Origin of the sequence: Thauera phenylacetica B4P, assembly GCF_000310225.1 — a bacterium.
GTDB lineage: Bacteria > Pseudomonadota > Gammaproteobacteria > Burkholderiales > Rhodocyclaceae > Thauera > Thauera phenylacetica.
Genome location: NZ_AMXF01000242.1, coordinates 1 through 6,047 on the forward strand (window position 1 = coordinate 1; position 6,047 = coordinate 6,047).

At 73.5% G+C, this 6,047-nt stretch carries 5 protein-coding genes and 1 pseudogene; 3 read left to right on the forward strand and 3 right to left on the reverse strand.

Annotated elements, in window-relative coordinates; all coding sequences use genetic code 11:
- From C667_RS19400 to C667_RS19410, 3 genes and pseudogenes are all read left to right on the forward strand, one after another.
- Positions 1–838, forward strand: a pseudogene (locus C667_RS19400) (ethanolamine utilization protein); the annotation flags it as partial.
- A 438-nt stretch (positions 839–1,276) separates the two neighbouring features.
- Complete coding sequence (locus C667_RS19405) at positions 1,277–1,663, forward strand: group II truncated hemoglobin (protein WP_004377571.1); 387 nt, start codon at positions 1,277–1,279, stop codon at positions 1,661–1,663.
- 106 nt (positions 1,664–1,769) lie between these two features.
- Complete coding sequence (locus C667_RS19410) at positions 1,770–2,690, forward strand: DMT family transporter (protein ID WP_004377574.1); 921 nt, start codon at positions 1,770–1,772, stop codon at positions 2,688–2,690.
- 206 nt (positions 2,691–2,896) lie between these two features.
- On the opposite strand, the gene C667_RS26550 is transcribed toward C667_RS19410, so the two are convergent.
- From C667_RS26550 to C667_RS19425, 3 genes are all read right to left on the reverse strand, one after another.
- Positions 2,897–4,711, reverse strand: coding sequence for an FAD-binding domain-containing protein (locus C667_RS26550; RefSeq protein WP_004377576.1), 1,815 nt, complete (start codon positions 4,709–4,711; stop codon positions 2,897–2,899).
- A gap of 116 nt (positions 4,712–4,827) precedes the next feature.
- Positions 4,828–4,980, reverse strand: coding sequence for a DUF2256 domain-containing protein (locus C667_RS26705; protein WP_004377580.1), 153 nt, complete (start codon positions 4,978–4,980; stop codon positions 4,828–4,830).
- A gap of 14 nt (positions 4,981–4,994) precedes the next feature.
- The coding region (locus C667_RS19425) for an FAD-binding domain-containing protein (protein WP_004377583.1) at positions 4,995–6,047 on the reverse strand (1,053 nt) is incomplete at its 5' end.

Sequence of the window (6,047 nt, forward strand, 5' to 3'; positions counted from 1 at the left end):
CTCCGCCTCGCCCTCCGCCTCGCCCTCCGCCTCGCCCTCCGCCTCGCCCTTCGCCGGGCGCGCCCGCACGGGCGCCGGGGCCCGGGGCCTGCCGCCGCCGGACCTGCCGCTCTACATCGGCAAGAGCACCCGCCTGCGCAGCCGCGTGCTGTCGCACTTCGCCGCCGACCACACCAGCGACCGCGAGCTCAGCCTCAGCCAGCAGGTGCGCCACATCGAGTGGATCGAAACCGCCGGCGAGATCGGCGCGCTGCTCGAGGAAGCCCGCCTGGTCAAACGCCTGCAGCCCACCCACAACCGCCAGCTGCGCCGCAACCGCGAACTCTGCACCTGGCGGCTCGCCACCGACATCGTCGGCGACTGGCGGCTGGAGCTGGTGCACGCCGTCGACCTCGACTTCGGCCGCCGCGACGACCTCTACGGCTTCTTCCGCACCCGCCGCGAGGCCACCAACCGCCTGCGCGCGCTCGCCCGCGACCACGCCCTGTGCCCGCCCCTGCTCGGCCTGGAGAAACACCCGCAGGGCGCGCGCTGCTTCGACTTCCAGCTCAAACGCTGCCGCGGCGCCTGCCACGGCGGCGAATCCCCCCAGGCCCACGCCCTGCGCCTGATCGAGGCCCTGCACGCACTGAAGGTCGAGCACTGGAACTGGCCCGGCCCCATCGGCCTGCGCGAGGGCGAGGCCCTACACGTCATCGACGGCTGGCGCTGGCTCGGCACCGCCACCGACGAGGCCGCGCTCGCCGACCTCCTGGAAGCCGGCCGCCCGGCCTTCGACCTCGACATCTACAAGATCCTCGTCAAGGCGGTGAAAAGGCTGGCGGTGGTGAACCTGTAAGAGGCGCGCCCCACGACATGCGTACGGACGTCGCCCGCCGCATTCGCGCCTGCCGGCGCTCCTACACGAACCTCGCGGCTTCGTCCCGCGCACCGCCGCCTCTCCCCCGCCGCATTCGCGCCTGCCGGCGCTCCTACATGAACCTCGCGGCTTTATCCCGCGCACCGCCGCCTCTCCCCCGCCACATTCGCGCCTGCCGGCGCTCCTACACGAACCTCGCGGCTTCGTCCCGCGCACCGCAGCCTCTCCCCCGCCGCATTCGCGCCTGCCGGCGCTCCTACATGAACCCCGCGGCTTCGTCCCGCGCACCGCCGCGCCTCCGACCGATGTAGGAGCGCCGGCAGGCGCGAATGCGGTGGTCGGGCAGGCGAGGCCCGAGTCTGCGACAATCCCGGTCGATGCGCCCGCCTCGAGGCGCCGAACGCCCCACAGACCGCGATGGACCAGACCACCCCCTACGACACGATCGGCGGCGAGCCCGTACTTGCCCGCCTGTGCGACCGCTTCTACGGCCTCATGGCCGAAACGCCCCGGTTCGCCGAGCTGCGCGCCCTGCACCCAAAGGACCTGCAGGGCTCGCGCGACAAGCTCTTCATGTTCCTCTCCGGCTGGCTCGGCGGGCCCGACCTCTTCGTGCAGAGCTTCGGCCACCCGCGCCTGCGCGCCCGCCACATGCCCTTTGCCATCGGCACCCGCGAGCGCGACCAGTGGGTCGCCTGCATGTTGCTGGCGATGGAAGAGGTCGGCATCGCCGAGCCGATGCGCGAGCGCCTGCTGCAGAGCTTCTTCAAGACCGCCGACTTCATGCGCAACCAGCCGGGCTGAAGCCGGGCACTCCCGCTCGCCCCCGCGCACCCGACCGCCACGGCCCGCCGCCCTGGCGCGGGGCGCACGCCGACCCTCACCCACCCGCACGCACCCCGGACCCGAATTGACCACGCCCCCGCCCGCCCACTCCGACGCCGTCCGCGGCCTGCTCGCCGCCCTGCTCGTGGTGGTGTTCTGGTCCGGCTTCAACATCGTGTCGCGCTTCGGCGCCACCGCCAGCTTCACGCCCTTCGACATCGCCGCGATGCGCTACGGCGTCTCGGGCACGATCGCGCTGCCCTTCTTCCTGCGCTACGTGCCGATGCGCGACTGGCCGCGCCACGCCGTGCTCGCCTGCGTCGGCGGGCTGGCCTACGCGCTGTGCGTGTATTGGGGCTTCGCCTTTGCGCCGAGCGCGCACGCCGGCGTGTTCGTCAACGGCGGCATCCCGTTCTGGACCATCGTCATCATGGCGGTGACGAGCGGCTTCCGCATCGCCCGCCCGACCGTGGTCGCGCTGCTGCTGTCGACCGCCGGCCTGCTGCTGATCGGCTTCGAGAGCCTGCTCGCGCCGGCACAGGGCAGCGAGTGGATCGGCGACCTGCTCTTCCTCGCCGCGGCGCTGGCGTGGGCGATCTTCGGCCTGCTGATGCGGCGCTGGCAGGTCAAGCCGCAGTTCGGCATCCTCGGCATCGCGAGCTTCTCGGCGCTGGTGTTCATGCCGATCTACCTGCTCTGGCTGCCGTCCGGCATCGCCGCCGCGAGCTGGGGCGAGATCGCGCTGCAGTGTGTGTACCAGGGCGTGATCGCGTCCATGCTCGCCGCCGGCTTCTACAGCTACGCGGTGCAGAAGGTCGGCGCCGGCGAGGCCTCGATGATGCTGGCGTTGGTGCCCGCCTTCACCGCGATCGGCGCCTACCTGATCCTGGACGAGGCCCTCGGGCTCACCACGATCGTCGGCATCGTGGTGGTGTCGATCGGCGCCCTGCTCGGCGCGCTGCCGCCCGCGGCGCTCGCCCGCGTACGCGGATTCGGCATGCGCTGAGCGCCGGGCAGGACCGCCCCCGCGCGCGCCAGGCGGATGAGCTCCGCTTCGGGGTAGCGCTTGAGCTGCGCCGCCCGCGTGCGGGCGCTCCATGCGGGCGGGCCGCCGTCGAGCAATCCCGGGCATGGCCGCGGCAGATTCGACCGGGAGTCGGGCAAGCCGCGGCGCGTTCGAGCAAGGGCCAGCCGCCAAGGCAGCTTGTACGCTCAATCGGCGCCGCGCCGATCGAGCTCGGCCCAGCGTGTCCGATAGGCTCCGTCCGCGTCGTGGGTCGCCGCCTGCCTGTCCGGATCGAAGCGTCGCCCGCCGCGCGGGTCGGTGCCGCGGCCGGCGATGTAGAGCCAGTTGCCCTGGTTGCTGTACACGTCGTAATCCACCAGCTGCGCCTCGAACCACGCCGCGCCCGCGCGCCAGTCGCCGCCGAGGTCGTGGATCAGGTAGCTGGCCACCACCTGGCGCATGCGGTTCGACAGCCAGCCGGTGGCGGCGAGCTCGCGCATGCCGGCGTCGATGAAGGCGTGGCCGGTGCGCCCCTCGCACCAGGCCGCGAAGGCCGCCGGGTCGTGCGCTGGCGGCGGCGCGGCAGCGTTCAGTCCGCGCGCCCGGTACAGGCGGCGGCCGTGCTGCAGATGCAGGAAGCGGAAGTAATCTCGCCACAACAGCTCGAACCAAAGCCAGTAGCTGCCCTCGCTCGCCCCCTGCGCGGCCTCGTGCCGGCGCAGCGCCGCGAAGACCCGCCGCGGAGACAAGGCCCCCTGCGCCAGCCAGGGCGAGAACTTGCTCGAGAAGTCGACACCGCTCAGGCCGTTGCGCGTCGCCTTGTAATGGCGCGGACGCTCGCCGGCGAAATAGCCCGCCAGATGCGCGAGCGCCGCCCCCTCGCCGCCGGCGAAGTCGGGCCGCCACCACGGAAAGGAGGCCGGCTCCGCCCTGTAGGGAAACACCGACACCTCGTCCTTGTAGGAGCGCCGGCAGGCGCGAATGGGGCGCTCGGCCTCGGCGTCCGCGTCGCTTGTGGCACCGCCGGATTCGCGGCTGCCGCCGCTCCTACAGGGGAGCGCCGACATCTCGTCCTTGCAGGAGCGCCGGCAGGCGCGAAGGTGGTGCTCGGCTTCGGCATCCGCGTCGCTTGTGGCACCGCCGGATTCGCGGCTGCCGCCGCTCCTACAGGGGAGCACCGACGCCTCGTCCTTGTAGGAGCGCCGGCAGGCGCGAATGGGGCGCTCGGCCTCGGCGTCCGCGTCGCTTGTGGCACCGCCGGATTCGCGGCTGCCGCCGCTCCTACAGGGGAGCGCCGACGTCTCGTCCTTGTAGGAGCGCCGGCAGGCGCGAATGCAGTGCTCGGCTTCGGCATCCGCGTCGCTTGTGGCGCCGCCGGATTCGCGGCTGCCGCCGCTCCTACAGGGGAGCGCCGGCGTCTCGTCCTTGTAGGAGCGCCGGCAGGCGCGAAGGTGGTGCGCAGCTTCGGCACCGGTGGCGAGGTCCGGCCACGGTGGCAGGGTCTGCGCTGCGGGCAGGGGTGCGGGGGGCTGCAGGCCGGCGGACTCGACGGCCTGGCGGAAGGCGGTGAACACCTTGGGCAGGCGGGCCGGCGCAAAGGGCAGCGCCGCGGGGTCGAGCAGGCTCGACTGCCACACGGTGCGCACCCTCAGCCCCGCGGCACGCAGCGCGGCGAGCTCGTCCTCCTCCTCGGGCGCCGCGATCGCCTCGCACACCACCACGTCCGTGCCCACGGCGCGCGCGAGCGCCGGCAGCACCTCGCATGGCGCGCCATGCAGCTCCAGCAGCGCGCTGCCGCGGGCCCGCAAGGCCGCGTCCAGGTCGTCCAGCGCCGCCTCCAGGAAGGCACGCCGATGCGGCCCGCGGCGGGCGAAGCCCCAGCGCGTCGGCGCGTCGGCGGCGGGGTCGTGGCAATAGACCGGCAACAGGCGCCCGGCGGACGCGCAGGCCTCCGCCAGCGCGAGGTTGTCCCCCACGCGCAGGTCGCTGCGAAACCAGAAGATCACCACGTCCGAACCCATCGGCACTCCCCCGCAGATCAAGCGCGGCGCCGCCTTCTCGCTGCGGCACGCCACCGCAATGTCCCTCGCTCAGCGCCCCGGCATTTCGCCACGGCACGCCGCCGCAAGACCCTCGCTCAGCGCCCCGGCTTGCCACGCTCCCGCCGGCAGCGCTCCGAGCAATAGCGCACCTCGTCCCACGCCCGCGCCCACTTCCTCCGCCACGCGAACGGCCGCCCGCAGCCCGCGCACGGCTTCGTCGGCAGATCGCCCTTGCGCCGCATCCCCATCGCCCGCTCTCCTCTCAGAACCCCAGGTCCAGCTGCCCCGCGCTCGCTGCGCTCGCCGACGCCTTGCGCCGCCGCCCCTCCGGCCGCTTGCGCGAGCCGTGGCGCTCGACGATGGCCGCCTTCGCCGCGCGCACCTCGGGCTGGGCGCGCAGGGCATGCACGCGCGCCTTGGCCGCGCGCATGGCCGCCGCCAGCTCCACCGGCGGCAGCGCGATGTCCTCGCCGAGGCGCAGCCCATGGCGCGCGGCTACATCGGCCGGCATGCGCCAGGGCTCGAACAGCCAGGTGTCCGGCACCCGCCGCAGCGCCGGCAGCCAGCGCCGCACGAACACGCCATTGGGGTCGTGGTCGCGCGCCTGCTTGATCGGGTTGTACACCCGGGTGGTGTTGATGCCGGTGGTGCCGGACTGCATCTGCAGCTGGCTCCAGTGGATGCCGGGCTCGTAGTCGAGGAAGGCGCGCGCCAGCCACAGCCCGACCTCACGCCAGTGCAGCCAGAGCGGATAGGCCGCCACCGACACCAGCATCGCGCGCATGCGAAAGTTGATCCATCCCGTCTCGCGCAGCATCGCCACGCAGGCGTCCACCAGCGGCCAGCCGGTGCGACCGGCGACCAGCGCGTCGAGATGCGCCGGGTTCCAGTCGTCCTCGCGCAGGCCGTCGTAGCCGCGGTGCAGGTTGCGGAATTCCAGCGCCGGCTCGCTCTCGAGCTTCTGGATGAAGTGGCAGTGCCAGTACAGGCGGCTGAGGAAGGCGCTCAGCCCGGCGCGGCGGCGGTCGCCCTCGGGCAGCGCGGCGACGCGCGCGCGGCTGGCCTGCACGACCTCGCGCAGGCTGAGGCAGCCCCAGGCGAGGTAGGGCGACAGGCGCGAGCACGCGGTCGGCGCCTTCAGCGGCGAGGAGATGCCGCCGCGGTAATGGCCGCTGCGCGCGTCGAGGAAGTGGTGCAGCACCTCCAGCGCCGCGCGCCGTCCGCCGCGTTGGCGCCGGGGCGGCTGGAAGGCGTCGAGGCCGAGCGCCACCGCCTCCGGCGCACGCGCGGCGACGATCGCGCCCGGCTGCGGCCA